Genomic DNA, 25,034 nt, shown 5'->3' on the forward strand with positions numbered 1-25,034 from the left:
CGTGCGCATGGCGTACGGTGCGGGCCATGGCAAGTGTGCTTGTGGTCGAGGACGACCAGTTCGTACGCTCCGCGCTCATCCGGCACCTGACCGACGCCGCCCACACGGTGCGCAGTGTCGGCACGGCGCTGGAGGCGCTGCGCGAGGTCGCCCATTTCCCCTTCGACGTGGTGATCCTGGACCTCGGACTGCCCGACCTGGACGGCTCCGAGGCGCTGAAGATGCTGCGCGGCATCACGGACGTGCCGGTCATCGTCGCCACCGCGCGCGACGACGAGGGCGAGATCGTCCGGCTGCTGAACGCGGGGGCGGACGACTACCTGACCAAGCCGTTCTCCGTCGAGCACCTGTCCGCGCGGATGGCGGCGGTGCTGCGCCGCGCCAGATCCGGCGCCGGGGAGGCACCGCCCCCGACCGTACTGCGCGTCGGCGGCCTCACCGTCGACCCGCTGCGCCGCGAGGCCCGGTTGGACGGCACGCGGCTCGACCTCACCCGCCGCGAGTTCGACCTGCTCGCCTTCCTCGCCGGCCGGCCCGGCGTCGTCGTCCCCCGCAAGGAACTGCTCGCCGAGGTCTGGCAGCAGTCCTACGGCGACGACCAGACCATCGACGTCCACCTGTCCTGGCTGCGCCGCAAACTGGGCGAGACGGCGGCCAGCCCGCGCTATCTGCACACCCTGCGGGGCGTCGGCGTGAAGCTGGAACCACCGGAAGCGGAGCCGGCGCGATGAGATGGGCGCTGGTCAAGGTCTCGCTGGCGGTCACGACCATGGTCGTGGTGGCCTTCGCCGTGCCGCTCGGCCTCGTCATCAAGGAGATGGCCCGCGACCGCGCCTTCTCCAACGCCGAGCGGCAGGCCGCCGCGGTCGCCCCCGCGCTGTCCATCACCACCGACCACGACCAGTTGGAGCGCGTCGTCGCCTCCGCCGGTTCGCACGCCGGCATGGCCGTGCACATCCCGGCCTCCGCCGACACCGGCCGTGTCGACCTCGGACGGCAGCGCGCCGCCGAACGGGACATCGCGGCCGTACGAAGACTGGGCCGCGCCTCCACCACCGAGGCGGCCGACGGCTCCCTCCTGCTCCAGCCGGTCGCGCTGAGCACCGGGGAGATAGCCGTCGTCGAGGTGTTCGTGCCCGAGTCCGAGATGACCAACGGCGTCGCCACGGCGTGGGCGGTGCTCGCCGGGGTCGGTCTCGCCCTCGTCGTCGGATCGGTCGCCGTCGCCGACCGGCTCGGCGTGCGCATGGTGCAGCCCGCGCAGCGCCTGGTCGAGGGCGCGCACGAACTGGGCGAGGGCAAGCTCGGCGCCCGCGTGCCCGAGGAGGGCCCCACCGAACTGCGCCTCGCCGCGGTCGCGTTCAACTCGATGGCCGACCAGGTCGTGCAACTGCTGGCCAACGAGCGGGAGCTGGCGGCGGACCTGTCCCACCGGCTGCGCACGCCGCTGACCGTGCTGCGGCTGAACGCGGCCTCGCTCGGCGACGGGCCCGCCGCCGAGCAGACCCGCACCGCCGTCGAGCAACTGGAGCGCGAGGTCGACACCATCATCCGGACCGCCCGCGAGGCCAAGCCGCAGACGGCCGCCGCCGGTCCCGGCGCCGGCTGCGACGCGGCGGAGGTGGTGCGCGAGCGGATGGGCTTCTGGTCGGCGCTCGCCGAGGACGAGGGCCGCAAGTGGCGCGTGGCGGGCGCCGACCGGCCGGTGCGCATCCCCGTGGCCCGCGCCGACCTCGCCGCCGCCCTGGACGCCCTGCTCGGCAACGTCTTCCGGCACACACCGGAGGGCACGGCCTTCGCGGTCGACGTGCACAACGGCGAGGACGCGGTGCTCGTGCTCGTGTCGGACGCGGGCCCCGGCATACCCGACCCCGGGGCGGCGATGGCGCGCGGCCGAGGCTCGGGGAGCGACGGGTCGACCGGACTCGGCCTGGACATCGTGCGCCGGCTCGCGGAATCCACCGGCGGGGACGTACGGATCGGCCCCTCCGTGCTCGGCGGCACCGAGGTGCGGATCCGGCTCCACCTGGACGGCAGGGCGGACCCGGTGCGCCGCGGGCACCGCGGGGGCGTGCGCCGCCGCCGGTTCCTGCGGCCCGCCGCCACCTTTAATCGCTCCCGATCCCTTCCTTAAGCGCACCCTAAGATCCCCAACCCCCGTCCGGAACAGGCCGTTTGCCCGGTTCGCGGTCGCTAGCGTGCTGCCACACCCCACCCCCAGTGGACCCGTGAACGGCGAAGGCAGGCACGCGATGAGCACGCACCGGCGCAAGGTCAGTGGCAGGTACAAGGCGATGGGCGGTGTCGTCGCCGCGGCTGTGGCGGGCGGCGGCGCGTTCCTGTTCACCGGCACCGCGCAGGCGGCCGGAGTCGGCGCCGCGTACACGAAGACCAGCGAGTGGTCGACGGGCTACACCGCGCAGTACGTCGTCACCAACGACAGCGGACAGGCGAAGAAGGACTGGCGGCTGGAGTTCGACCTGCCCGCCGGGACCACGCTGAGCTCGCTGTGGAACGCCGAGTCGAACGTCAGCGGCCGGCACGTCACCGTGACGCCGCCCCGGTGGGACACCGACGGCCTGGCCGCCGGCGAGTCCGTCACCGTCGGCTTCGTCGCCACCGGCACCGCCGCCCCCACCGGCTGCCGCGTGGACAACGCGGCGTGCTCCACGGACGACGCCGCGACGCCCGAACCCACCGGCCGCCCGACGGACACGCCCACTCCCACCGCCACCCCGACGGAGAAGCCCACCGCCACACCCACGCCCACCCCGACCGCCACGGCGACCCCGACGCAGCCCCCGGGCACCGGCGAGACCGCCGGCTTCGCCCCCTACGTCGACACCTCGCTCCACCCGGCCTTCGACCTGGTCGCGAGCGCCGAGGCCACCGGCGTGAAGGACTACAACCTCGCCTTCGTCACCGACGGCGGCGGCTGCACCCCGAAGTGGGGCGGCGTCACCGACCTCGGCAGCGACGCCGTCGCCGCGCAGATCGGCGCCCTGCGCGCCAAGGGCGGCGACGTCCGGGTCTCCTTCGGCGGCGCGGCCGGCTCCGAACTGGGCACGACCTGCGCCTCGGCGGACGCGCTGGCGGCGGCGTACGGCAAGGTCGTGGACACCTACAGGCTCGCCAAGGTCGACTTCGACGTCGAGGGCGGGGCGCTGCCCAACGCGGCGGCCAACACCCGCCGCGCCCAGGCGATCGCGCAGCTCCAGCGGCAACACCCCGGCCTGGACGTCTCCTTCACCCTGCCGGTGATGCCCGAGGGCCTCACGCAGGACGGCGTGAACCTCCTGGCGGACGCCAAGAAGAACGGCGTGAAGATCGACGCGGTCAACATCATGGCGATGGACTACGGCCCCGCCTACAGCGACGACATGGGCACCTACGCCGAGCAGGCCGCCACCGCCACCCAGGCCCAGATCAAGGGCGTCCTCGGGCTGTCCGACAGCGAGGCGTGGCGGACGGTCGCCGTGACGCCGATGATCGGCGTCAACGACGTCGTGACCGAGGTGTTCGAGGTCGAGGACGCCACGCAGCTGGTGGACTTCGCCAAGTCCAAGGGCCTCGGCTGGCTCTCCATGTGGTCCGGCACCCGCGACAAGGCCTGCCCCGGCGGCCCGAAGCCCTCGGCCGACGCCACGTGCAGCTCCATCGACCAGGAGAAGTTCGCCTTCACCAAGGCCTTCGCCGCCTACAACTGACGCGGCCCCACGCCCCCGGGCGCTCAGACCCCGGGCCCCACAGCCCCCACATCCCCCCACGCTCAACGCCCCGGCCGGCTCACCCCCCACCCGGCCGGGGCGCGCGGCGTTCTACAGCGCGTCGACCTCGGGCAGCGTCCCCGAGCGGGCCGCGCGGGCGTACCAGTGGGCGCTCGACTTCGGCGTACGGACCTGCGTGGCGTAGTCGACGTAGACCGCGCCGAAGCGCTTGCCGTAGCCGTAGGCCCACTCGAAGTTGTCCATCAGGGACCACAGGTAGTAGCCGCGCACGTCCGCGCCGTCCGTGATGGCGCGGCGCACCGCCGACAGGTGCGCGTGCAGGTAGGCGATGCGCTCCGGGTCGTGGACGCGGCCGTCGGCGTCGGGCTTGTCGTCGTACGCGGCGCCGTTCTCCGTGACGTAGAGCGGCAGGCCCGGCGCCTCACGGGTGTAGCGCATGATCAGCTCGTGCAGGCCCGTCGCGTCGATGGTCCAGCCCATCTCCGTGCGCTCGCCCGGCGTCTGGTGGAACATCACGTCGTCCGCCGCCGGCCACGGCGAGTGGTCGCTCTCCCCGTGCCCGTCGGCGCGCGGGCCGCTCGCGTCCGGGTCGGCGGCCGAAACCAGCGTCGGCGTGTAGTAGTTGAGGCCCAGGGCGTCCAGCGGCTGGTTGATGGCGGCGAGATCGCCGTCCTCGACGAACGACCAGTCGGTGAGCGAGGACGTCGCCTCCAGCAGCGTCTTCGGGTAGGCGCCGTGCAGGATCGGGCCGTGGAAGATCCCGCTGGACAGGTCGTCGATCCGGCGGGCCGCCGCCAGGTCGGCCGGGTCCTGCGTCACCGCGCGGACCACCGACGAGTTCAGGCTCAGCGCGACCGTGTTGCGCGACGGCATCACCGACCGCAGCGCCGACGTGCCGAGGCCGTGCGCCAGGTTCAGGTGGTGCGCGGCCTTCAGCGACGCCGCGTGGTCCGTACGGCCCGGGGCGTGCACACCGGAGGCGTAGCCCAGGAAGGCGCTGCACCACGGCTCGTTGAGCGTGATCCACTGCTCCACGCGGTCGCCGAGCGCCTCGCCGACGAGCGCCGCGTACTCCGCGAACCGGTACGCCGTGTCGCGCTCCGGCCAGCCGCCCGCGTCCTCCAGCTCCTGCGGCAGGTCCCAGTGGTAGAGGGTGACCGCGGGCTTGATGTTGTGCGCGAGCAGCTCGTCGACCAGCCGGCGGTAGAAGTCCAGGCCGACCTGGACGGCCGGGCCGCGGCCCGTCGGCTGCACCCGCGGCCAGGAGACGGAGAACCGGTAGGCGGTCAGCCCCAGGTCCGCCATCATCGCCACGTCGTCGCGGTAGCGGTGGTAGTGGTCGACAGCGATGTCGCCGGTCTCGCCGCCCTGCGTCTTGCCCGGCGTATGGCTGAAGGTGTCCCAGATCGACGGGGTGCGGCCGTCCTCCCGCACCGCCCCCTCTATCTGGTACGCGGAGGTGGCAGCGCCCCAGAGGAAGGCGGGGGGAAAGGTCACCGGGGTCACCGGCTGTGCGGACTCAGGCATGGAAGCGCTCCCATTGGAGGTCGTGGAGACCGACGGGTAGGAGGGGGAATGAGACGAGGGAAAGGGGCCGAGGCGGCGGTGACCCGGCCCCGTGGACGCGGCGGCCGTCAGCCCTTCACCGCGCCCTGCATGATGCCGCCCACGATCTGCTTGCCGAAGATCGCGAAGACGAGCAGCAGGGGCAGTGTGCCGAGCAGCGCGCCTGCCATGATCAGGGACTGGTCGGGGGTGTAGCCGCGACCCAGGCCCGCGACCGCCACCTGCACGGTCGGATTGCCGTTCTGCGTCAGCACCAGGAACGGCCACAGGAAGTCGTTCCAGGTCTGCACGAACATCAGCATGCCCAGTACGGCCATGGCGGGCCGCGCGGCCGGGAACACCACGTGCCACACCACGCGCCAACTGCTCGCGCCGTCGACCCGGGCGGCCTCGATGATCTCGTCCGGCAGCGCCTGGATCAGGTACTGCCGCATGAAGAACACCCCGAAGGCGTTCACCAGCGACGGCAGGATGACCGCCTGGAGCTGGTCGGACCAGTCGAGCTTGGCCACCATCATGTACAGCGGGATCACACTGAGCTGCGGCGGCACCATCATCGTGCCGATCACGATCAGCAGCAGCGCGTTGCGGCCTCTGAACTTCAGCTTGGCGAAGGCGAATCCGGCGATCGTGGACAGGAACACGATCGTCGCCGCCGACACGCCCGCCACGAAGGTGGTGTTGAGGAACGCCTCACCGAGGTTGGCGTCGTTCCAGGCGAGGTCCAGGTTGTTGAACAGGTTGGAGCCGAACCAGAACGGCGGCGGCGTCTCGGCGAGCCGCTGGTTGTCGCGCGAGGCGGCGATCGCGGTCCACACCAGCGGGAACAGCGAGCCGATGGTGAACAGCGCGAGGACCACGTACGCGAGGGGGCCCGCGTGCATCTGCCCGCCCGCGCGTGCCGCCTTGGTCCGCAGCATGCGCCGGGACTCCTTCGGCACCGTGTCCTGAGGTGGCTTCGTCATGGTCGTCGTCACGGCCGGTTCTCCTTAACTACTGGCGCGCAGCCGGCGCGAGATGACGGAGTTGAGGATCCCGATCAGGATGAGGATCAGGAACATCGCCCAGGCGATCGCGGAGGCACGGCCCAGGTGCTGGTTCACCCAGCCCTGCTCGTACAGGTACAGGCCGAGCGTCTGGAACTGGTGCTCCGGTCCGCCGGAGGCGCCCTTGTTCGCGTCGAACAGCAGCGGCTCACCGAACACCTGCGAGGCGCCGATGGTCGACACGACGACGGTGAACAGGATCGTCGGGCGCAGCGAGGGCAGCGTCACGTGGATGAACTGCCGCCACCGGCTCGCGCCGTCCAGCGCCGCCGACTCGTACAGGTCCTGCGGGATCGCCTGCATCGCCGCGAGGTAGATCAGGGCGTTGTAGCCGGTCCAGCGCCAGATGATGATCGTCGACACGGCGATCTTCGAGGCCCAGGTGTCGTTCTGCCAGTCGATGGCGTCGATGCCGACGAAGCCGAGCGCCCAGTTGATCATGCCGTAGTCGCGGCCGAACAGCAGCACGAAGACCAGGGTGGCCGCCGCGATGGACGTGGCGTACGGCGCGAGCATCGCGACCCGGTAGAACGTCGAGGCGCGCAGCTTGTAGTTGAGGAGGTGGGCGATGCCCATGGCCATCATCAGCTGGGGCACCGTCGAGATGACGCCGATGATCAGGGTGTTCTTCGCCGCGTTCCAGAAGAAGTCGTCGTCGAAGATCCGGGTGTAGTTCCTCATGCCGACCCACGACATGTCCGTGGGCGCGGTCAGCTCGACCTGGTGCAGCGACGCCCAGCCGGTGTAGACCAGCGGGAAGAGGCCGAACGCCAGGAAGAGCAGGAAGAACGGGGAGACGAACGCGTACGGGCTCCAGCGCACGTCCCGCTGCCAGCGGCGGGACAGCTTCGACCGCTGCTTGTCGTCCCTCGGGGAGGGCTCCTTCGCCGCCGGGCGGCCCGGGGCCGCGCCCCCCTTGCGGGGGGACGCGGCGGTGTCGTGCCTGGTTGCCATTCCGGTCACTGGTCCAGGTTGTTGTCGATGGTCTTGGTGGCCGTCTCCCACGCCTCCTCGGGCGACTTGCCCTGGGCGACGAGGATGACGCCATTGTCGGTCAGACCCTGCTGGATGATCTGGTCCTTCGGGCCGATCACCTGAACCGGGCTGCTCTTGGCCGCCGCCGCGAAGATCTCACCGATCGGCGCGTCACCGGTCATGTCGTTCTTGGCGTTCTTGACGGCGTCCGACTCGTACGCCGCCGGGGTGCTCGGGAAGCTGCCCTGCTTGGCGAACAGCTTGGCCTGCTGCTCGGGCGCGGTCAGCCAGGCGGCCAGCTTCGCGGCCTCCTCGGTGTTCTTGCCGGACTTCGGCACGGCCAGGAAGGAACCGCCCCAGTTGGCGGACTTCGGCGCCGCGGCCACGTCCCACTTGCCGGCCGCCTCGGGCTTCGACTTGCCCTTGATGTAGCCGAGCATCCACGGCGGGCAGCTCATCGCCGCGAACTTGCCCTGGGCGATCGTGGTGTCCCAGGCGGGCTGGAACTGCGTCTGGTTGCCGACCAGCTTGTCCTGCGTGGCCTTCGCGGTGAGGTCGAACGCGGCCTTCACGGCCGGGTTCTTCTTGTAGATGACCTCGCCCTTGTCGTTGTAGAAGCGCTCGGTCTCGCTGCCGAGGATGGCCTGGATCAGGCCGCCGGGGGAGTCGAGGAAGGTGGTGCCCTTGGGCGCCTTCTTCTTGTAGTCCTGGCCGACCTCGACGAGCTTGTCCCAGCTGCCCGCCCAGAGCTTGCCGACCTCCTCGCGGTCGGTCGGCAGACCGGCCTTCTCGAAGAGGTCCTTGCGGTAGCAGATGGCCATCGGGCCGACGTCCGTGCCGAGACCGACGGTCTCGCCGTCCTTGGTCGTGGCCTGCGCCCACTTCCACTCGAGGTAGTCGCTCTTCTTGCCGTACTTCGCCAGGTCCAGCAGCTTGTCGGACTGGGTGGCGACGACCTCGGCGATGTTGCCGACCTCGATGCCCTGGATGTCCTGGAGGCCGCTGTTGGTGGTGAGGTGGTTGACCAGCGCGGGGTAGTAGTTCTCGTTCCGCTCGACGACCGTCTGCTGGATGTCGATGTCGGGGTGGAGCTTCTCGTACTCCGCGTAGAGGCCGGCCTCCTCGAAGCCGAACGTGCCGAAGAGTCCCAGGGTGATCTTGGTCTTGCCGCCGCCGCCCTCCGACGACGATCCGGAACCGTTGTCGCCGTCGTCGGCACAGCCGGCCAGCAGCCCGGCGCCCAGCGACGCGACGGCCGCAATGACCAGCGCCTTGCGCGCGGTTCGAGAGGGTGCTGCTCGCATTGCTCCTCCTGTTGCCCTGACGTGCCGACCCCCCGGCCAACGGCATTGTTGGGCCCGTTAGTTTCTCGCTGCGGCTCGGGCGGGGAACGTGCGGGATGTGTAAGTGCCAGGTAGTGTGGGAGCGCTCCCACATGTGATGTGTTGAAGGTTCGTCGGTCGGGGCGGGGGTGTCAAGGGACCGGACGCGAGGAGATGTGTTCAGTTATCGGGCTGTTAACTGGACGACGATGGTTCCGATCCGGCCAGTCCCTCCCGGCCGGGAAAATCGGGCCTCCGCGCGTCACGCGGGTCTGGAGCGGACGGGCACGGGAGGTCATCGTGTCCGAGAGGGCTGTTAAATTCCAGGCCAGCCGCAGAGTGCGGGGTGTCGACGGGAGGCGGAGCCAATGGCAGGCCACGGAGCGCGGGGCCGGAGCGGCGGTCGGCCGACCCTGGAAGAGGTCGCCGCGCGCGCCGGAGTGGGGCGCGGCACCGTGTCCCGGGTGATCAACGGCTCGCCGCGGGTCAGCGACGCGACGCGCGCCGCTGTCGAGGCGGCGGTGGCCGAGCTCGGGTACGTCCCCAACACGGCCGCGCGGGCGCTGGCCGCGAACCGCACGGACGCCATCGCTCTCGTCGTGCCCGAGCCCGAGACCCGCTTCTTCGCCGAGCCGTACTTCTCGGACATGCTGAAGGGCGTGGGGGCCGAGCTGTCCGAGACGGAGATGCAGCTGCTGCTGATCTTCGCGGGCAACGACCGGGAGCGGCAGCGGCTCGCGCAGTACCTCGCGGCGCACCGGGTGGACGGCGTGCTGCTGGTCTCCGTGCACGCGGACGACCCGCTGCCCGATCTGTTGTCCCAGCTGGAGATCCCGGCCGTGATCAGCGGCCCGCGGTCGGCCGGGGAGACACTGGCGTCGGTCGACTCCGACAACTACGGCGGGGCGCGGTCGGCGGTGGAGCACCTGCTGGCGCGGGGCTGCGAGCGGATAGCGCACATCACCGGGCGCCTGGACGTGTACGGCGCGCAGCGCCGCATCGACGGCTACCGGGACGCGCTGCGCGACGCGGGGCACGAGGTGGACGAACTCCTCATCGAGCCCGGGGACTTCTCCGAGGAGGGCGGGCGTCAGGCGATGGCCGCGCTGCTGGAGCGACGGCCCGACCTGGACGCCGTGTTCGCGGCGTCGGACGTGACGGCGGCGGGCGCGCGGCAGGCCCTGCGGGACGCGGGGCGGCGCATCCCGGACGACGTGGCGCTGGTGGGGTACGACGACTCGGCGATCGCGCGGCACATGGATCCGCCGCTGACGTCGGTCCGCCAGCCCATCGAGGAGATGGGCCGCCGGATGATCGACCTGCTCCTCACGGAGATCGCGGACCGGCGTCCGCCGGCGTCGCGGGGCCTGGAGCGGCGGCAGGTGGTGCTGGCCACGGAACTGGTGCCGCGCCGCTCGGCGTAGGCCTCCGGCGGTCGGGCGGGGTCCCGTGGGGCGGGGGTGCCTGCGGGCGCCCCCGGGCCCGTCCCGCCCGCGCCGGGAACGCAATCAGCCGGTGACTTCTCGCGAAGTCACCGGCTGATCACTCAGGGTGAGTGACGGGACTCGAACCCGCGGCATCCTGGACCACAACCAGGTGCTCTACCAGCTGAGCTACACCCACCATGACCGGTGTGGGAGTCAGTTCCTTCCCCGACCGGCCGAGAAAAAGTGTACAGGGTCCGAAGGGGTGCTCGCGCACGACTTTCGCGGCGCCCCTCCGGGTGGCCCCGGCGCCCCTACTGAGCAGGCAGGGCGTGCTTCGCGGCGATCGCCTTGGCGGTGTCCGAGTCCGGCCCCGGCTGGGGCACGAACACGGCCTCGCGGTAGTACCGCAGCTCCGCGATGGACTCGCGGATGTCGGCGAGGGCGCGGTGGTTGCCGTTCTTCTCGGGGCTGTTGAAGTACGCGCGCGGGTACCAGCGCCGCGCCAGCTCCTTCACGGACGACACGTCCACGATGCGGTAGTGCAGGAAGCTCTCCAGCGTGGGCATGTCCCGCAACAGGAAACCGCGGTCGGTGCCGACGGAGTTGCCGCACAGCGGGGCCTTGCCCGGCTCCTTCACGTACTCCTTGATGTACGCGAGGACACGCTCCTCCGCGTCGGCCAGCGTCGTGCCGCCGGGGAGCGCGTCGAGGAGTCCGGACGCGGTGTGCATCTGACGCACCACCTCCGGCATCGTCTCCAGCGCCTCGTCCGGCGGGCGGATGACGATGTCCACGCCCTCGCCCAGCACATTGAGCTCGGAGTCGGTGACGAGGGCGGCCACCTCGATGAGCGCGTCGTCGGACAGCGAGAGGCCGGTCATCTCGCAGTCGATCCACACCATGCGATCGTTCATGGGCCAACCCTACGGCCCGGCGCGACGGCTTGGTGATGCCCGTGCGGCAAGGGCCCGCGGGGAGGCTGTCCCCGCGGGCCCTCAGGTGCGCGCCGCGTCCGTCACATACCGCTGCGCTGCCCCGGCAGGCTCGCCCGGCTCGGCACGTACGCCTCGCGGCCGTGGTCGGCCGACGCCGATGCCGACAAGGGTGCCGAGGACCCTATGGCGCTCGCCGCCGTGCGCCGGGACTGCAGCGGCACCGGGTTCTCCGGGTGGACGCCGGAGCCCTGTGCCGCCGGGCCCGGGCCGCCGGGGTGGCCGGGGTGGCCCACCTGGGACGGCTGGCCGTGCGAGTGCGAGCCGGTGTCGGCGTCCGGCTGCCGTTCGCCCTGCGGTCGGCGGGCCCGGTACGCCGCCCGGTAGGCGGCGGGGGAGGACCCGAGCTGGCGGCGGAAGTGCCCGCGCAGCGCGACGGGGGAGCGGAAGCCGCAGCGGCCCGCCACCTCGTCCACCGAGTAGTCCGACGTCTCCAGCAGGCGCTGCGCCTGGAGCACCCGCTGGGTGATCAGCCACTGGAGGGGGGCCGAACCCGTCAGCGAGCGGAAGCGGCGGTCGAACGTACGACGGCTCATGTACGCGCGTGCCGCCAGCGTCTCCACGTCGAACTGCTCGTGGAGGTGCTCCAGCGCCCAGGCGACGACCTCGGCGAGCGGGTCGGCGCCGATCTCCTCCGGTAAAGACCTGTCGAGGTAGCGCTCCTGACCGCCACTTCGGCGCGGCGGGACCACCAGGCGGCGGGCCAGCGCGCCGGCCGCCTCGTTGCCGTGGTCCGTACGCACGATGTGCAGGCACAGGTCGATCCCGGCGGCCGTACCGGCCGAGGTGAGCACGTCGCCGTCGTCGACGAACAGCTCACGCGGGTCGACGTGCACCGACGGGTAGCGCTTGGCCAGCGTCGGTGCGTACATCCAGTGTGTGGTCGCGGGGCGGCCGTCCAGCAGGCCCGCCGCCGCGAGGACGAACGCGCCGGTGCACAGTCCCACTATGCGCGCGCCCTCCTCGTGTGCCCGGCGGAGCGCGTCGAGCGCCTCCTCCGGTGGCGGTGAGGTGATCGAGCGCCAGGCCGGCACCACGACGGTGCCCGCCCGGGAGATCGCCTCCAGGCCATGTGGTGCGGTGAGTTCCAGTCCCCCGGTGGTCCGCAGCGGGCCGTCCTCTCCCGCACACACCAGCAGTCGGTAGCGCGGTACGCCGGCGTCCTGGCGGTCGATCCCGAACACCGACAGCGGTATGGAACTCTCGAAGATGGGACCGCCGCTGAACAGCAGCACCGCGACGATCTCCTTGCGGCGTCGCCCGGACAATTTCCGGGCCGCGGCTTCCGGCGCGGCAGTGGAGTCGTGGCTCATACTGCTAAGCCCCCCTCGGTGGTCGCGGCTCCTCGGTTGTGTCGCTCCTGCACGTTTCCCCTCGGTCCTGCACGAGTCCCCCGCCGTAGACAGTCAAGATCGAATCTACTGTGTCGCGTGGTGCCGACGTGACCCGGTTGAGCACCGGGCGCATTGTCGACATGGCAACTTGGCGTGAAGCATTCGATCACGAAGCGTTGCACTCGCGGGGCGTGCAGGGAAGTGCGCCTTGTCGCAGTGGCCAATCCGCGTAGGGTGCGCGGGGCCCCTGGGACCCTTTCCGTGCAGGTGGAACGGGGGTTGAGGGGTGCCCGGGGCAGGGGATGCGCGTAATCCAGAAGTTGGCTGAAAACATGCGCCAGGTTGAATGGAAACCGGTCAACCGGCCGGTGTACGCCCCTCAGTGTGCCTTGCGGCGTCCCGCGCGACGCGTTCGGAGCGGCGCAGCAGGACCCGGCAGACGCCGGTGACGGCCGCGAGTCCGAGGGCCGTGCCCGCCGCGCCGGCCAGGGGCGTGCCGTACCAGAGCAGGACGACCGGGACGAGGACGCAGCTGAAGGCCGCCCAGCGGACCACGTCGCCGGCGGTGTCCGGCCGGCGCCCGGCGCGGGGCGCTCCGGGCGGGTGCGGCGCCTCGGCGGGGTGTCGGGGTCCGGACATGCGTACTCCCTGGGACGTGACTCTGGGGGTACAACGCGTGTCCGGCGAGTCGGTCACTGGACGTCCGGCGCGAGGGCGACGTGCGAGTGAATCCCGTGCAAACCGGCTGTACGTGGCAGCAACCATTGCGTGACGAGTGCCGCCTCGTGCATGCTCCCTGGAACCGCCCGGAGCCTGCGCGGGATCTGGGAGAAGGAGGAGTGGCGCCGTACCCTTGGGGGTATGGGGTTGGGAAGATGATTCCCGGACACAGCTCCGCCGCGCAGTGTTCGTCCCACCCATAAAGGATCAAAACGCCGAGACAGCCATGGCCGGTCACGAATTCTTCGAACCCGCGGACCGCAAGCGGCCGGTCGCCGACCCGACGGCGGCCGATCCCCAGGCGGCGGAAGAGGCGCGTCACTCGTGTGATCCAGCCTTCAAGCACGGCGTGGTCGTCGGCTTCGACGGCTCCACCTCCAGCGAGCGCGCCCTGGCGTACGCGATCGGCATGGCGCACCGCTCCCGGGCCGGCCTGATCATCGTCCACGTCGCCAATCGGCTGCCCACCACGGTGTGGGCGGGCTGCGAGCCGCCCGTCTTCGTCGACGTGCCGGACCACCGCACCGAGGTGCTGGGTCTGGAGCTGGCCTGCGCGGACTATCTGGCCGAGGTGCCCTGGATCCTGGTCGAGCGCGGCGGCGACATCTGCCACGAACTGGAAGAGGTGGGGCGGGAGTACGAGGCGGACGCGATCGTCGTCGGCTCCACGCACGGCATCGTGGGCCGCATCTTCGGCTCCGTCGCCGGCCGCCTGGCCAAGCGCGCGAAGCGGCCCGTCGTCGTCATCCCGTAACCCGTGAGCGTGTGAAAGGGCCCGCGCCCCCTTCCGGGGCGCGGGCCCTTCGTTCGTCCTGTCCGGCTCCGCTACTCGACCGTGACCGACTTCGCCAGGTTGCGCGGCTTGTCGATGTCCCGGCCCAGGGCCAGGGCCGTGTGGTAGGCGAGGAGCTGGAGCGGGATGCCCATCAGGATCGGGTCGAGCTCGTCCTCGTTCTTCGGGACGACGATCGTCTCGTCGGCCTTCTCCTGGTGCTGGTGGGCCACCGCGAGGATCTGGCCGCTGCGGGCCTTGATCTCCTCCATCGCGGCGCGGTTCTTCTCCAGCAGGTCGTCGTCCGGGACGATCGCGACCGTCGGCAGCGCCGGCTCGATCAGGGCGAGCGGGCCGTGCTTGAGCTCGGAGGCCGGGTAGGCCTCGGCGTGGATGTACGAGACCTCCTTGAGCTTCAGGGAGGCCTCGCGGGCGACCGGGTAGCCCCGGACGCGGCCGATGAAGAGCATCGAGCGGGCCTCGGCGAACTGCAGGGCCAGCTTCTTGATCTCCTCCTCCTGCTCCATGATCTCGGCGATCTGCGCGGGCAGCTTCCGCAGGCCCTCGATGATGCGCTTGCCGTCCCGGACGGACAGGTCACGGGTGCGGCCGAGGTGCAGGGCGAGCAGGGCGAAGGCGACGGTGGTGTTCGTGAAGCACTTGGTCGACACGACGCAGACCTCGGGTCCGGCGTGCACGTAGATGCCGCCGTCCGCCTCGCGGGCGATCGCGGAGCCGACCACGTTGACCACGCCGAGGACCCGCGCGCCCTTGCGCTTCAGTTCCTGCACGGCCGCCAGCACGTCGTACGTCTCGCCGGACTGGGAGACCGCGATGTACAGGGTGTCGGGGTCCACGACCGCGTTGCGGTAGCGGAACTCGGAGGCCGGCTCGGCGTCCGCGGGGATGCGGGCCAGCTCCTCGATCATCTGGGCGCCGATCATGCCCGCGTGGTACGAGGTGCCGCAGCCGAGGATCTTCACGCGGCGGATCTGGCGCGCCTCGCGGGCGTCCAGGTTGAGGCCGCCGAGGTGCACGGTGGAGAAGCGGTCGTCGATCCGGCCGCGCAGCACGCGGTCCACGGCCTCGGCCTGCTCGTGGATCTCCTTGTGCATGTAGGTGTCGTGGCCGCCCATGTCGTAGGAGGCCGCCTCCCACTCGACGGTGGTCGGCTCGGCGGTGGTGCGGGTGCCCTCGGTGGTGTAGGTGCGGAAGTCGTCGGCCTTGAGGGTGGCCATCTCGCCGTCGTCGAGGGTGACGACCTGGCGGGTGTGGGCGACCAGCGCGGCGATGTCCGAGGCGACGAACATCTCCTTCTCGCCGATGCCGAGGACGACCGGGGAGCCGTTGCGCGCGACGACGATGCGGTCCGGGAAGTCGGCGTGCAGCACGGCGATGCCGTAGGTGCCCTCGATGAGCCGGAGGGTCTCGCGGACCCTGTCCTCCAGCTTCTCGGCCGTCGAGCGGGCGATGAGGTGGACGAGGACCTCGGTGTCGGTCTCGGAGAGGAACTCGACGCCGTCCGCCTCCAGCTTGCGGCGCAGGTCGGAGGCGTTGTCGATGATGCCGTTGTGGACGACGGCGACCTTGCCCGCGGCGTCCAGGTGCGGGTGTGCGTTCACGTCGGACGGGGCGCCGTGGGTGGCCCAGCGGGTGTGGGCGATGCCGGTGGTGCCCTTGAAGCGCGCCGGGACCTTGGCCTCCAGGTCGCGGACCCGGCCCTTGGCCTTGACCATCTTCAGGCCGGCCGCCTTCGGGGACGTCACGACGACGCCCGCCGAGTCGTAGCCCCGGTACTCCAGCCGCTGCAGGCCCTCCAGCAGCAGCGGGGCGACGTCACGCTTGCCGATGTATCCGACGATTCCGCACATGTATGGGTGTTCCTCAGCCGTAGACGATGCGCCGCAGCTGCCTGAGCGAGAGCTCGGGCGGGGCCACCGCGCGGTAGGTGAGATCCGCCGCGATCCGTTCGAAGATCTCCGCGTTCACCAGGCCCTGGGCCTGGAGCTCGCGGTGGCGGCGACGGACGTACTCCTCGGTCGTCTCGTCGAAGTAGGCGAGCACGTCCTGGACCACCCGCAGTGCCTCGCCCCGGCTCAGGGGCGTGGACCGCGTCAGGTGATCAACGAGTTCGTCGTGCACCCGGTAGATCCTGGGGTATCCGCGGCGCTTCCGCAAGAAATCTGCCCGATTTCGGGCAAGGTGCCGCTGCGTGTCGGCACCATCGACGCCCGGCGGGTTCTGCGGGAGAGTGGTCTCGACCAATTCCATGGTCTCGACCAATTCCCGAAGGGAGCGCATGTGACACGGCACCACAGAACGACTCCCCGCCTGACCCGACTGCTCGGCTCGCTGCTGCTGGTGGCGGCGGCCGGCGCCTTCTCCGTCGGCGCCGCACCGGCCCCGAAGGCCGCACCCACCCCGCTCGGCCAGGTGGTCCCGGCCCCGGCCGCCGCCGAGCCCGGCGGCTCCCCGTACCGCATCACCGGCGACACGCGGATCCGCGCCGCATCCGGTGCGGCCCGCCAGGTCGGCGAGTACCTCGCGGACATCCTGCGCCCGTCGACCGGCTACCGCCTGCCGGTCACCGACAGCGGCAGCGGCGGCATCCAGCTGCGCCTCGCCAAGGGCTCGTACGGCGGCGAGGGCTACCGGCTGGAGAGCGGCCGCTCGGGCGTCACCATCACCGCGCGCGGGCCCGCCGGCCTGTTCCACGGCGTCCAGACCCTGCGCCAGCTGCTGCCGCCCGCCGTCGAGAAGGACTCCGTGCAGCCCGGCCCCTGGCTGGTCGCGGGCGGCACCATCGAGGACACCCCGCGCTACGGCTGGCGCGGCGCCATGCTCGACGTCTCACGGCACTTCTTCACCGTCGACGAAGTCAAGCGCTACATCGACCAGTTGGCGCTCTACAAGATCAACAAGCTGCATCTGCACCTCAGCGACGACCAGGGCTGGCGCATCGCCATCGACTCCTGGCCGAACCTGGCGGCCCACGGCGGCTCCACCGAGGTCGGCGGCACCCCCGGCGGCTTCTACACCAAGGACGAGTACAAGGAGATCGTCCGGTACGCCTCCTCCCGCTTCCTGGAGGTCGTCCCGGAGATCGACATGCCGGGACACACCAACGCGGCGCTCGCCTCCTACGCCGAGCTGAACTGCGACGGCGTCGCGCCCCCGCTCTACACCGGCATCCGGGTCGGCTTCAGTTCGCTGTGCGTCGGCAAGGACATCACGTACGACTTCGTGGACGACGTGGTGCGCGAGATCGCCGAGCTCACTCCCGGCAAGTACTTCCACATCGGCGGCGACGAGGCGCACTCCACGCCGCACGCCGACTACGTGGCCTTCATGGACCGGGTGCAGCCCGTCGTCGCCAAGTACGGCAAGACGGTCATCGGCTGGCACCAGCTGACCTCCGCCAACCCGGCCGAGGGTGCCCTCGCCCAGTACTGGGGCGTGGACGCCACCGGCGCCGCCGAGAAGGCCCGGGTCGCCGCCGCCGCGCAGAACGGCACGGGGCTGATCCTGTCCCCGGCCGACCGGGTCTACCTCGACATGAAGTACGACCGGAACACCCAGCTCGGGCTCTCCTGGGCGGGCTACGTCGAGGTGCAGCGGTCCTACGACTGGGACCCGGGCGCCTATCTGCCGGGCGCGCCCGAGTCGGCGATCCGCGGGGTCGAGGCGCCGCTGTGGACGGAGACGATCGAGAACTCCGCCCACATCGAGCACATGGCGTTCCCGCGGCTGCCCGGCGTCGCCGAGCTGGGCTGGTCGCCGGCCGCCACGCACGACTGGGACGGCTACAAGGTGCGGCTCGCCGCGCAGGGCCCGCGCTGGGACGCGCTGGGCATCGGCTACTACCGGTCGCCGCAGGTGCCGTGGCCCACGGGGTGAGCCACTGACGGGCCGTTACAGCCCGGCGATGGGGTTCTTCAGCGTGCCGACGAGCTGGAGGGCCCCGGACGGGTCCGCGAGGTCCACCATCTGCTTGTTGTCGCGCAGTTGGAGCCGGTTGAGGCAGGACAGCGCGAACTCCTCGGCGAAGATGTCGTACCGCGCGAACTTGTCCGCGAGCTCCGGCACCGACGCCTGGTACTCGCGGGTGACCTCCGCGACCGTGCCCCAGAAGCCGTCCTCGGTCAGGATCCCCTCGGACGCGAGGTCGGCGGCCAGGAAGCGGAAGAAGCAGTCGAAGACGTCCGTGAAGATCGACAGCAGCTTCGTGTCGTCCGGGACCGAGACACGGATGCGGGCCACCTCGGGCGGCAGCACCGCGTCCGGGTCCATCACCGCGATCTCCTCGGCGATGTCCTTGTAGATCGCGCGCCGCACGACGCCGTCTTCCAGGACGAGGATGACGTTCTCGCCGTGCGGCATGTAGACGAGGTCGTAGGCGTAGAAGCTGTGCAGCAGCGGCGTGAAGTAGGCCCGCAGGTAGTGCCGCAGCCACTCCCGCGGCGCGAGGCCCGACCGCTCGATCAGGGCGCCCGCGAAGGACGCGCCGGTGTGGTCGACGTGCAGGAGCGACGCCATGGTGGCGAGGGTCTCGCCGTCCTCCAGCGACGTCACCGGGCTCTCCCGCCACAGCGCGGCGAGCATCTTGCGGTACGGCGAGTAGCGGTCGGTGGCCCGCTCGTACTCCAGGTGCCGGTAGCCGACCGCGGCCCGCTCCCGGATGATCGTCAGGCCCGTCGACTTCAGCACCGGGTCGCGCTCGACGAGCTGTGCGAGCCAGTCGTTGATCGCCGGGGTGGCCTCCATGTAGGCGGCCGAGAGCCCGCGCATGAAGCCCATGTTGAGGACGGACAGGGCCGTCTTCACGTAGTGCTTCTGGGGGTGCGAGGTGTTGAAGAACGTCCGGATGGACTGCTGGGCCAGGTACTCGTCCTCGCCCTCGCCGAGGCACACCAGGTGTCCGCGAGCGACCTCGGCGGCGAAGGTGACGGTCAGCTTGTTCCACCACTGCCAGGGGTGCACCGGGATGAACAGGTAGTCCGCCGGGTCGAGGCCCTTGTCGCGCAGCACGCCGTGGAAGCGGTCCACGGTGTCCTCGCCCAGCTCCTGGCGCACGAAGGACTCGTACTCGATGCCGACGCCCGCGGTGAACGCCGCCCGGGAGCGGTGCGCGGCCAGCCACACCAGCCGGACCGGGCTCGCGGTCTCCGGCGCGTACGACAGGTACTCGTGGACGCCGAAGCCGAGCCGCCCGTTGTTCGCCACGAAGCAGGGGTGGCCCTCGGTCATGCCGGTCTCGATGTCCTGGAAGCCGGCGCGGGCCAGCTCGGCGGACGTGACCTGCGGCTTGGTGAGCTTGTAGCAGGTGCCGGACAGGGTGGAGGAGATCTCCTCCAGGTAGACCGGCAGGATCGCGTCGCTCAGGCCGAGGGCGTCCTTCAGCTCGATGAAGAAGTCCAGGGCAGCCAGGGGGATTCCGGCCCCGTCGCGGTGGCGAGTGATCGATTCGGCGTCGATCTGCCAGTGGTCGAGGGCGCGCCGGACGGCGGTGAAACGGTACGCGGTCGCGCCGTCGTCGCTGCGGACGACGTACTGGCCCGGGCCGGTCTCCTCGGGCGTGATCAGCCGCTCGTGCGCGAACTCGGCGAGCGCCTTGCGAATCAGCAGGCGGTTGGCCCGCTCCCAGCGCTCGGGGGAGAGGTGGGCGACGGCGTCGGCGAGGCTCATGCGGCCACCCCCGTCGCGGCGAGGAACTGCTCCCGCGTGCAGAAGCTCAGCAGCGCCCTCTTCTCGGGCTTCTGGATCTCGCGCTCGGGCACGAAGCCGACCGCCTCGTTCAGGGCGTGCACGGCCTTGTTGGCGACGTCCGGCTCGACGACGACGCGGGCGGTGGCCGGGTCCTCGAAGAGGCGGGCCATCACGGCGGTGATGACGGACCGGGTGAACCCGTGCACCGGCCGGTCCGTCGGCGGCGTCAGGAAGTGCATGCCGACGTCCCCGGGCAGCGGCTCGTACAGCCCGACCAGTTCGCGGCGGGCGGGGTCGTAGTACTCCATGAGGAACGCCGGTTCGCCGTCGAGCAGGCCCAGTTCGGCGTGGTGGTGCTCGTCGGCGGCTATGTCCGTGTAGGCGCGTTCGACGTCCTGGAGTCGCGCGTCCTGCATCATCCAGAACGCGGCCTTCGGATGGGTGACCCAGCCGTGCAGCAGCTCGGCGTCCTTCAGGGGGTCGAGGGGGCGGAACGTGAAGGTCATACGGAGAACTCCTGGAACGCGATCGTCTTCTCCACCGGGTAGTACTCGACGCCCAGCAGCTCCCGGATGATGCAGCTGTTCCGGTACGCGCCCATGCCCAGGTCGGGGCTGGTGACGCTGTGCGTGTGGACGCCGGCGTTCTGGAGGAAGACGCCCTTGCCGGTGACGTCGACCGCGTAGTTGCGGGCGACGTCGAAATTGCCGTGCGCGTCGTAGACCAGCCGGTCCCTGACGGGCTTGAGGAACTCCGGCTCCACGTAGCGGTAGCCGGTGGCGAGGACGAGCCCGTCGGAGGTGAGCCGGAAGTCCTTCTCCTGCTCCTCCTGGCGGAAGGTCAGCTCGTAGTTTCCGTCCTGGTAACGGGCCTCGGTCAGCGCCGAGTTGGTGAGCAGCCGGGTGGGGACGGGGCCGCCGAGGTTCTTCTGGTACAGCAGGTCGAAGATCTCGTTGATCAGGTCGCCGTCGATGCCCTTGAACAGGCCCTTCTGCTGCGCCGTGAGGCGGTAGCGGGTCTGCTCGGGCAGGGCGCGGAAGTAGTCGATGTACTCCGGGGAGGTCATCTCCAGCGTGAGCTTGGTGTACTCCAGGGGGAAGAACCGCGGGGAGCGGGTCACCCAGTTCAGCCGGTACCCGTGCACGTCGATCTCGGAGAGCAGGTCGTAGTAGATCTCGGCGGCGGACTGGCCGCTGCCGACCAGCGTGATCGACTTCTTCTTCTGCAGCTCCGCCTTGTGCTGGACGTAGCGGGAGTTGTGGATGAAGTCGCCGGCCAGGCCCCGGCAGGCGTCCGGGACATACGGCGGGGTGCCGGTGCCGAGGACCAGGTGGCGGGCGCGGTACGTCTCGTCGTCGCGGGTGCGGACCAGGTACAGCGCGTCCGCCTCGTCGTACGTGACCTCCGTGACCGTGGTGCCGAAGCGGACGCTGGTCAGCTTGTTCGCGGCCCAGCGGCAGTAGTCGTCGTACTCGACGCGCAGCGGGTAGAAGTTCTCCCGGATGTAGAACGAGTACAGCCGGCCCTTCTCCTTCAGGTAGTTCAGGAAGGAGTACGGGGACGTCGGGTCGGCGAGCGTGACCAGGTCCGACATGAACGGCGTCTGGAGGTGGGCGCCGTCCAGGAACATGCCCGCGTGCCACTCGAAGTCGGGCTTCGACTCCAGGAACACGCCGTCGAGTTCGGCGATGGGCTCGGTCAGGCAGGCCAGTCCGAGGTTGAAGGGGCCGAGGCCGATGCCCACGAAGTCGTAGGTCTTGTCGGGGGACACGGCGGCTTCAGGAAGCGCGGTCAAGGGACTCTCCCAGGTACTGCTCGGCGTGGCCGGCGATCAGGTCGAGGACGGCGGCCATGTCGGACACCGTCGTCTCGGGGTTGAGCAGGGTGAACTTCAGGTAGTGGCGGTCGGCCACCTTGGTGCCCGCGACCACGGCGTCACCGGAGGCGAACAGGGCCTTGCGGGCGTACAGGTTGGCGCGGTCGATCTCGGCCGGGTCGGTGACCGCGGCCGGGATGTAGCGGAAGACGAGGGTGGACAGCGTCGGTTCGACCACCACGTCGAAGCGCGGGTCGGCGGCGAGCAGCTCCCAGCCCTCCCGCGCCAGGTCGACGACCTCGTCGAAGAGTTCCCCGATGCCGTCGGCGCCCATCACGCGCAGCGTCATCCACAGCTTGAGCGCGTCGAAGCGGCGGGTGGTCTGGAGGGACTTGTCGACCTGGTTGGGGATGCGCTCCTGCACCATGCGGCGCGGGTTGAGGTACTCGGCGTGGTAGGTGGCGTGCCGCAGGGTGGCGGCGTCGCGGACCAGCACGGCCGACGAACTGACCGGCTGGAAGAAGGACTTGTGGTAGTCGACGGTGACGGAGTCGGCGTGCTCGATGCCGGTCAGGCGGTCCCGGTACTTCAGGGAGGTGAGCAGTCCGCAGCCGTAGGCGGCGTCGACGTGCAGCCAGGTGCCGAACCGCTGGCACAGCCCCGCGATCTCGGGCAGCGGGTCGATGGAGCCGAAGTCGGTGGTGCCGGCGGTGGCGACGACGGCCATGGGCACGAGGCCGTCCTGGACGCAGCGCTCCAGCTCGTGGGCGAGCGCCACCGTCCGCATCCGCTTGTCCTGGTCGACGGGGACGACCACCACGGCGTCGGGACCGAGACCGAGCAGTTTCGCCGACTTCTTCACGCTGAAGTGGCTGACCTCGGAGGCGAAGACGCGCAGCCTCGACAAGTCCCGGGACTTGGCCTCCTCACGGGCCAGCAGCAGCGCCTGGAGGTTGGACTGCGTGCCGCCGGAGGTGAACACGCCGTCGGCGGCGGGGCCGAGGCCGATGCGTCCGGTCGTCCAGTCGATCAGCTTGCGCTCGATGAGGGTGCCGCCGGCCGACTGGTCCCAGGTGTCCAGGGAGGAGTTGACGGCGGACAGGACGGCCTCGCCGAGCACGGCGGGGATGACGACCGGGCAGTTGAGGTGCGCCAGGTAGCGGGGGTGGTGGAAGTAGACCGCGTCCCGCAGGTAGACCTCCTCCAGCTCGTCGAGCACCGCGGTGGTGTCGCGCAGCGGGCGGTCGAGGTCGATCTCGTCGATGCGGGGGGCGAGGGCGTCGACCGTGACACCGGTGAACGGCCGGTCGGTGGTGGCGAGTTTGGCGGCCACCCGCTCGACCCCTTCGGTCACGGAGCGGCGGTAGTGCTCCGCGGTGGTGTCGTTGAGCAGGTGCGAGCGCATGTGGGAGTCCTCCGGTGGGGACGGTCCGGTCCGTGAGGGACGGAAGAATCAGAACCGCGACTTCAACTTAGGTTAGCCTAACCTAATTAGCGCTGAGGTGATCCCCCCTGGCCCGTGACCGCCGTCACGGCGAATCAGGCCTCCTGCTCGCGCAGTTGCTCCTCGGTGAGCCCCTGGCGCCAGTAGCCGACGAACGTCACGCGGCGGCGGTCGAAGCCCCGCTCGCGCACGAAGTGCCGCCGCAGCTCCTTCACGCACCCGGATTCGCCGGCGATCCACACGTACGGCCGCTCGGCGGACGGCAGCTCGGCGGCGCGCAGCGCGAACAGGGCCATGGGGGAGCCCTGTTCGGACGCCTCGTCGCGCACCAGCCAGGTGATCTCGGCGTCCGCCTCGGTGGCGACGTCCTGGATGTCCCCGGCGTGCGGCACCTCCAGCCACACCCGGGCGCGGACACCGGCCGGCAGTGACTCGACGCAGGCCAGCGCCGCCGGTACGGCGGTCTCGTCGCCCCACACCACCACCAGGTCGGTGTCCTCGGGCGGACGGAACCGGATCGCCCGGTTGTCCGCGACGGCCGGGCCGAGCACCAGCACCCGGTCACCGGCGCCGGCCCGCGCGGCCCAGCGGGCGGCGGGCCCCGCCTGCACCACCGCGTCCGGCTCGACGCCGTGCAGCACGAAGTCGATGTCGATCTCGACGGTGCGCCCGTCCTCGCCCGTGCGCAGCGCCCGCAGCGTGTACGAGCGCATCACCGCCCGTACGTCGTCCGGGAGTTCACGCCAGCCCCGCCACCAGTCCTCACCGAGTTCGACCGGCACCGCGGGCTCGTCCTGCCCCGGGTGCGGCAGGAACAGCGACAGCGACTGGTCACGCCCGCCGGACCGGAACTCCCGCAGATCGTCCCCGGCGAAGGAGACCCGGACCAGGGACGGCCCGAGCCGTTCCGTCCGCACGACGCGCAGGGAGAAGAAGCGGAACGGGGAGACGGCGGTGGTGGACATGAACACTCCTGAGTTCTTGGCCGGGCGTCAGGTCAACGCCGTCGTCTTTTGGGGGCGTGGGGAACTGCGCGCCAAGCCACGACGGCGCGCGAGCTCCCCACGGCGAAAAACCCCAACGGCGCGCCCCCGCCGAATCCGCGAAGCGCTACGCGACCTTCTTGGCCTTTTCGATCGCCTCGGCGAGGTTCTCCAGCAGCGGCACGCACTTGTCGTAGGACAGGATCGGCTCCGGGGAGCGGGGGATGACCTGGCCGGCCTTGACGGCGGGCAGCTTCTTCCAGGTGCCCTCGGTGATGTCGGCGGGCTGGATGGTCGAGGAGCGGTCGTCCATCATGATGATGTCGGCCGCGTACTTGTCGACGTTCTCCCAGCTGAGGCTCTCGAACCAGCCGCCGCCCTCGGCCTTGGCCTTCTCCGGCGGCTCGACGAAGTTCACGCCGAGCGCCTTGAAGTACTCCAGGTCCAGGGAGAGGTTGGTGCCGGAGACGTAGAAGAGGTCCTGGCTCGCGGAGCCCGCCATCACCTTGATGTCGGGGTTCGCCTTGGCGGCGGCGCGCAGCCGGGCGGCGGCGTCCTCGAACCGCTTCTTGGCGTCGGTGACCTTGCTCGCCTTCACGTCGGCACCGAGGGACTCGGCGAGCTCCAGCATGCGGCCGAGGGCCACGTCGAGCTTGCGGTCGTAGGCGGAGATGGCGACGCTCGGGGCCAGCTTGGCGATTTTGTCCGCGGACTCCTCCGGGACGTACCAGAGGGTGCCGGCGGCGTCGAACATGGTGGAGATCAGGACGTCCGGCGCGAGGGCGGCGTACTTCTCGACGTTGAACGAACCCCAGACGTTGCCGAGGACGGTGACCTTGCTGACGTCCATGTCGCCGGCCTGCACGTCGGGCTTGCCGCCCGAGGTCTTGGTCGGGCCGAAGACGCCCTTGACCTGGATGCCGTAGTCGTGCAGGGCGGCGCCGACGCCGGTGAAGGCGACGATGGTGGCGGGGACCTTGTCGAGCTTCACGGTCTTGCCGCGGTCGTCCTTGAAGGACCAGGGACCGGACTTGGCGGCCGCCGTCTCGCCGCCGGAGCCACCGCTTTTCGCCTCGTCGTCGCCGCAGGCCGCGAGTACGGCTCCGAGGCCGAGGGCGCCGCCCGCGGCCAGGATGCCGCGTCGGGTGAGGTGAAGGGCTCGGGCATGGGACATGGTGTGGCTGCTTTCGAACGGGGCGGAAC

General features: G+C 70.7%; 21 protein-coding genes and 1 tRNA gene. 6 read left to right on the forward strand and 16 right to left on the reverse strand.

Annotated elements, in window-relative coordinates; translation table 11 throughout:
* The first annotated feature begins 26 nt into the window (after window positions 1-26).
* The 3 genes from ACZ7D7_RS06015 to ACZ7D7_RS06025 all read left to right on the forward strand — a co-directional run bounded on the left by ACZ7D7_RS06015 (window position 27) and on the right by ACZ7D7_RS06025 (window position 3,707).
* A complete protein-coding gene (locus ACZ7D7_RS06015; RefSeq protein ID WP_470822739.1) occupies window positions 27-731 on the forward strand; it encodes a response regulator transcription factor in 705 nt (234 codons plus the stop codon).
* Complete coding sequence (locus tag ACZ7D7_RS06020; protein WP_470822740.1) at window positions 728-2,134, forward strand: sensor histidine kinase; 1,407 nt, start codon at window positions 728-730, stop codon at window positions 2,132-2,134. The genes ACZ7D7_RS06015 and ACZ7D7_RS06020 overlap by 4 nt, the downstream gene beginning before the upstream one ends.
* Window positions 2,135-2,252: 118 nt before the next feature.
* Window positions 2,253-3,707, forward strand: a complete 1,455-nt coding sequence (locus tag ACZ7D7_RS06025) for a glycoside hydrolase family 18 protein (protein ID WP_470822741.1) — start codon at window positions 2,253-2,255, stop codon at window positions 3,705-3,707.
* A 111-nt stretch (window positions 3,708-3,818) separates the two neighbouring features.
* Here ACZ7D7_RS06025 and ACZ7D7_RS06030 read toward each other — a convergent pair whose 3' ends face one another.
* The 4 genes from ACZ7D7_RS06030 to ACZ7D7_RS06045 form a co-directional block, all read right to left on the reverse strand.
* The gene (locus ACZ7D7_RS06030; protein WP_470822742.1) at window positions 3,819-5,255 is read right to left on the reverse strand and encodes a GH1 family beta-glucosidase; all 1,437 of its coding nucleotides are present in this window, start codon (window positions 5,253-5,255) and stop codon (window positions 3,819-3,821) included.
* Between the two features lie 107 nt (window positions 5,256-5,362).
* The gene (locus ACZ7D7_RS06035; protein WP_470822743.1) at window positions 5,363-6,271 is read right to left on the reverse strand and encodes a carbohydrate ABC transporter permease; all 909 of its coding nucleotides are present in this window, start codon (window positions 6,269-6,271) and stop codon (window positions 5,363-5,365) included.
* A 12-nt stretch (window positions 6,272-6,283) separates the two neighbouring features.
* Complete coding sequence (locus ACZ7D7_RS06040) at window positions 6,284-7,294, reverse strand: carbohydrate ABC transporter permease (RefSeq protein WP_470823189.1); 1,011 nt, start codon at window positions 7,292-7,294, stop codon at window positions 6,284-6,286.
* A gap of 5 nt (window positions 7,295-7,299) precedes the next feature.
* Window positions 7,300-8,619 carry an ABC transporter substrate-binding protein gene (locus tag ACZ7D7_RS06045; RefSeq protein WP_470822744.1) on the reverse strand — a complete coding sequence of 440 codons (1,320 nt, stop codon included), beginning with the start codon at window positions 8,617-8,619 and terminating at the stop codon, window positions 7,300-7,302.
* 386 nt (window positions 8,620-9,005) lie between these two features.
* Between ACZ7D7_RS06045 and ACZ7D7_RS06050 the strand changes: the two genes are divergently transcribed.
* The gene (locus ACZ7D7_RS06050; protein WP_470822745.1) at window positions 9,006-10,061 is read left to right on the forward strand and encodes a LacI family DNA-binding transcriptional regulator; all 1,056 of its coding nucleotides are present in this window, start codon (window positions 9,006-9,008) and stop codon (window positions 10,059-10,061) included.
* 126 nt (window positions 10,062-10,187) lie between these two features.
* Here the strand turns inward: ACZ7D7_RS06050 and ACZ7D7_RS06055 are convergent.
* From ACZ7D7_RS06055 to ACZ7D7_RS06070, 4 genes are all read right to left on the reverse strand, one after another.
* Window positions 10,188-10,260, reverse strand: a tRNA-His gene (locus ACZ7D7_RS06055).
* Window positions 10,261-10,375: 115 nt separating this feature from the next.
* Window positions 10,376-10,978, reverse strand: a complete 603-nt coding sequence (gene orn, locus ACZ7D7_RS06060; protein ID WP_470822746.1) for an oligoribonuclease — start codon at window positions 10,976-10,978, stop codon at window positions 10,376-10,378.
* Between the two features lie 101 nt (window positions 10,979-11,079).
* Window positions 11,080-12,369, reverse strand: a complete 1,290-nt coding sequence (locus tag ACZ7D7_RS06065) for a helix-turn-helix domain-containing protein (protein WP_470822747.1) — start codon at window positions 12,367-12,369, stop codon at window positions 11,080-11,082.
* A 378-nt stretch (window positions 12,370-12,747) separates the two neighbouring features.
* Window positions 12,748-13,029, reverse strand: coding sequence for a hypothetical protein (locus tag ACZ7D7_RS06070; RefSeq protein WP_470822748.1), 282 nt, complete (start codon window positions 13,027-13,029; stop codon window positions 12,748-12,750).
* Window positions 13,030-13,336: 307 nt separating this feature from the next.
* Here ACZ7D7_RS06070 and ACZ7D7_RS06075 point away from each other — a divergent pair, with 307 nt between their 5' ends.
* A complete protein-coding gene (locus ACZ7D7_RS06075; RefSeq protein ID WP_470822749.1) occupies window positions 13,337-13,864 on the forward strand; it encodes a universal stress protein in 528 nt (175 codons plus the stop codon).
* Window positions 13,865-13,935: 71 nt separating this feature from the next.
* Here the strand turns inward: ACZ7D7_RS06075 and glmS are convergent, their stop codons facing one another.
* Entirely contained in the window at window positions 13,936-15,753 is a 1,818-nt protein-coding gene (gene glmS, locus ACZ7D7_RS06080; RefSeq protein ID WP_470822750.1) for a glutamine--fructose-6-phosphate transaminase (isomerizing), read from the reverse strand.
* Between the two features lie 13 nt (window positions 15,754-15,766).
* Window positions 15,767-16,024 carry a hypothetical protein gene (locus ACZ7D7_RS06085; protein WP_470822751.1) on the reverse strand — a complete coding sequence of 86 codons (258 nt, stop codon included), beginning with the start codon at window positions 16,022-16,024 and terminating at the stop codon, window positions 15,767-15,769.
* Between the two features lie 159 nt (window positions 16,025-16,183).
* Between ACZ7D7_RS06085 and ACZ7D7_RS06090 the strand changes: the two genes are divergently transcribed.
* Window positions 16,184-17,779 carry a beta-N-acetylhexosaminidase gene (locus ACZ7D7_RS06090; RefSeq protein WP_470822752.1) on the forward strand — a complete coding sequence of 532 codons (1,596 nt, stop codon included), beginning with the start codon at window positions 16,184-16,186 and terminating at the stop codon, window positions 17,777-17,779.
* Between the two features lie 15 nt (window positions 17,780-17,794).
* On the opposite strand, the gene ACZ7D7_RS06095 is transcribed toward ACZ7D7_RS06090, so the two are convergent.
* The 6 genes from ACZ7D7_RS06095 to ACZ7D7_RS06120 form a co-directional block, all read right to left on the reverse strand.
* Window positions 17,795-19,567, reverse strand: coding sequence for an IucA/IucC family protein (locus tag ACZ7D7_RS06095; RefSeq protein WP_470822753.1), 1,773 nt, complete (start codon window positions 19,565-19,567; stop codon window positions 17,795-17,797).
* The gene (locus ACZ7D7_RS06100) at window positions 19,564-20,094 is read right to left on the reverse strand and encodes a GNAT family N-acetyltransferase (RefSeq protein WP_470822754.1); all 531 of its coding nucleotides are present in this window, start codon (window positions 20,092-20,094) and stop codon (window positions 19,564-19,566) included. The genes ACZ7D7_RS06095 and ACZ7D7_RS06100 overlap by 4 nt, the downstream gene beginning before the upstream one ends.
* Window positions 20,091-21,383 carry a lysine N(6)-hydroxylase/L-ornithine N(5)-oxygenase family protein gene (locus ACZ7D7_RS06105; RefSeq protein WP_470822755.1) on the reverse strand — a complete coding sequence of 431 codons (1,293 nt, stop codon included), beginning with the start codon at window positions 21,381-21,383 and terminating at the stop codon, window positions 20,091-20,093. Before ACZ7D7_RS06105 ends, ACZ7D7_RS06100 begins: the two co-directional genes overlap by 4 nt.
* Complete coding sequence (gene desA, locus ACZ7D7_RS06110) at window positions 21,367-22,809, reverse strand: lysine decarboxylase DesA (RefSeq protein ID WP_470822756.1); 1,443 nt, start codon at window positions 22,807-22,809, stop codon at window positions 21,367-21,369. Before desA ends, ACZ7D7_RS06105 begins: the two co-directional genes overlap by 17 nt.
* 134 nt (window positions 22,810-22,943) lie before the next feature.
* Window positions 22,944-23,813 (reverse strand): siderophore-interacting protein, encoded by an 870-nt coding sequence (locus tag ACZ7D7_RS06115; protein WP_470822757.1) that lies wholly within the window; start codon window positions 23,811-23,813, stop codon window positions 22,944-22,946.
* Between the two features lie 145 nt (window positions 23,814-23,958).
* Window positions 23,959-25,005 carry an ABC transporter substrate-binding protein gene (locus tag ACZ7D7_RS06120; RefSeq protein ID WP_470822758.1) on the reverse strand — a complete coding sequence of 349 codons (1,047 nt, stop codon included), beginning with the start codon at window positions 25,003-25,005 and terminating at the stop codon, window positions 23,959-23,961.
* Window positions 25,006-25,034: the final 29 nt, after the last annotated feature.

The organism is Streptomyces sp. NPDC037054 (genome assembly GCF_055606745.1).

What these genes read in the sequence shown, in the direction of transcription:
- desA (WP_470822756.1), bottom strand. Translation starts at nt 22,809, where the DNA reads ATGCGCTCGCACCTGCTCAACGACACCACCGCGGAGCACTACCGCCGC.
- ACZ7D7_RS06070 (WP_470822748.1), bottom strand. Translation starts at nt 13,029, where the DNA reads ATGTCCGGACCCCGACACCCCGCCGAGGCGCCGCACCCGCCCGGAGCG.
- ACZ7D7_RS06065 (WP_470822747.1), bottom strand. Translation starts at nt 12,369, where the DNA reads ATGAGCCACGACTCCACTGCCGCGCCGGAAGCCGCGGCCCGGAAATTG.
- ACZ7D7_RS06075 (WP_470822749.1), top strand. Translation starts at nt 13,337, where the DNA reads ATGGCCGGTCACGAATTCTTCGAACCCGCGGACCGCAAGCGGCCGGTC.
- ACZ7D7_RS06015 (WP_470822739.1), top strand. Translation starts at nt 27, where the DNA reads ATGGCAAGTGTGCTTGTGGTCGAGGACGACCAGTTCGTACGCTCCGCG.
- ACZ7D7_RS06020 (WP_470822740.1), top strand. Translation starts at nt 728, where the DNA reads ATGAGATGGGCGCTGGTCAAGGTCTCGCTGGCGGTCACGACCATGGTC.
- ACZ7D7_RS06120 (WP_470822758.1), bottom strand. Translation starts at nt 25,005, where the DNA reads ATGTCCCATGCCCGAGCCCTTCACCTCACCCGACGCGGCATCCTGGCC.
- ACZ7D7_RS06030 (WP_470822742.1), bottom strand. Translation starts at nt 5,255, where the DNA reads ATGCCTGAGTCCGCACAGCCGGTGACCCCGGTGACCTTTCCCCCCGCC.
- orn (WP_470822746.1), bottom strand. Translation starts at nt 10,978, where the DNA reads ATGAACGATCGCATGGTGTGGATCGACTGCGAGATGACCGGCCTCTCG.
- ACZ7D7_RS06040 (WP_470823189.1), bottom strand. Translation starts at nt 7,294, where the DNA reads ATGGCAACCAGGCACGACACCGCCGCGTCCCCCCGCAAGGGGGGCGCG.
- ACZ7D7_RS06095 (WP_470822753.1), bottom strand. Translation starts at nt 19,567, where the DNA reads ATGAGCCTCGCCGACGCCGTCGCCCACCTCTCCCCCGAGCGCTGGGAG.
- glmS (WP_470822750.1), bottom strand. Translation starts at nt 15,753, where the DNA reads ATGTGCGGAATCGTCGGATACATCGGCAAGCGTGACGTCGCCCCGCTG.
- ACZ7D7_RS06100 (WP_470822754.1), bottom strand. Translation starts at nt 20,094, where the DNA reads ATGACCTTCACGTTCCGCCCCCTCGACCCCCTGAAGGACGCCGAGCTG.
- ACZ7D7_RS06025 (WP_470822741.1), top strand. Translation starts at nt 2,253, where the DNA reads ATGAGCACGCACCGGCGCAAGGTCAGTGGCAGGTACAAGGCGATGGGC.
- ACZ7D7_RS06045 (WP_470822744.1), bottom strand. Translation starts at nt 8,619, where the DNA reads ATGCGAGCAGCACCCTCTCGAACCGCGCGCAAGGCGCTGGTCATTGCG.
- ACZ7D7_RS06050 (WP_470822745.1), top strand. Translation starts at nt 9,006, where the DNA reads ATGGCAGGCCACGGAGCGCGGGGCCGGAGCGGCGGTCGGCCGACCCTG.
- ACZ7D7_RS06115 (WP_470822757.1), bottom strand. Translation starts at nt 23,813, where the DNA reads ATGTCCACCACCGCCGTCTCCCCGTTCCGCTTCTTCTCCCTGCGCGTC.